This is a genomic window from Type-D symbiont of Plautia stali (genome assembly GCF_001485335.1).
GTDB lineage: Bacteria > Pseudomonadota > Gammaproteobacteria > Enterobacterales > Enterobacteriaceae > Pantoea > Pantoea vagans_C.
In genome coordinates this window covers 1-1009 of sequence record NZ_BBOC01000198.1, presented here as the reverse complement: position 1 = coordinate 1009, position 1009 = coordinate 1, and the positions used below count along the sequence as shown (strand labels likewise).

Annotated in this window: 1 protein-coding gene; it reads right to left on the bottom strand. The window is 64.5% G+C overall.

Features of this window, described 5'->3' with window-relative positions; all coding sequences use genetic code 11:
* Nucleotides 1-1009: IS66 family transposase (tnpC, locus tag PSSD_RS25965; protein ID WP_153011534.1), on the bottom strand; the 1009-nt coding region annotated here is incomplete at both ends.

The window sequence follows — 1009 nt, the reverse complement described above, 5'->3', positions numbered from 1 at the left end:
AAGAACAGATAATTTTCGGCCAAGGCTCACCGTCCGCAGCGCGTTTTCCGCGATGTTATTGTCCGGTTCTGCCCAGCCGTCGCCCGTGTAGTATTTCAGTGCCTTCCACTGGTTGAGCGCGTACGCGAACGCCTTCCACAGCTCCGAGTGCCGTGACAGCGTTTTCTGCTTCTCACGCAGCCAGCCCTCCAGTGCGTTCAGTAGCGGTGCCGCTTTTTCCTGCCGGATGGCCAGACGTTCCGCTGCGCTTTTACCCCGGATGCCAGCTTCGATGCCGTACAGCTCGCCGATGCGGTGCAGTGCTTCCGTCGTGGTGTCAGACGGCGTCCGGACGTGCACGTCGTGGATTTTGAGCCGCGCGTGCGCCCAGCACGCCGCTTCCTTTATACGGCCCTCGCGGTACAGCTCGTTGAACCCGGCATACGCGTCCGCCTGCAGCACGCCACTGAACCCAGCCAGGTGCGTCTGCGGGTGTACACCCTTGCGATCCGGCGAGTAAGCGAACCACACCGCCGGGGCCATCACCGAGCCCGCGTTACGGTCATCGCGCACGTACGTCCACAGGCGCCCGGTTTTGGTTTTGCCGTTGCCCGGCAGCAGCACAGGAACCGGCGTGTCATCCGCGTGCAGCTTGCCATCAGTGAGCACATAGCGCTGCAGCGCTTCATCCAGCGGCGACAGCAGCTGGCAGCACGCGTCAACCCAGCCCGACAGCAGCGAACGGCTGAGCGTCACGCCCTGGCGTTCGTATATTTCTGACTGCCGGTTCAGCGGCGTGTGCTCCGCGTACTTTGACGTCAGCACCCGCGCCAGCAGCCCCGGACCCGCGATGCCGCGCTCGATGGGCCGCGACGGCGCAGGGGCCTGCACGATGCGGTCGCACTTTTTGCAGGCGTGCTTTTCACGCACGGTGCGGATAACGCGGAACGCGCTGCGCATCAGTTCCAGCTGTTCTGCTGCGTCCTCGCCCAGGTACGACAGCGCGCCGCCGCAGTCAGGACAGCAGGAC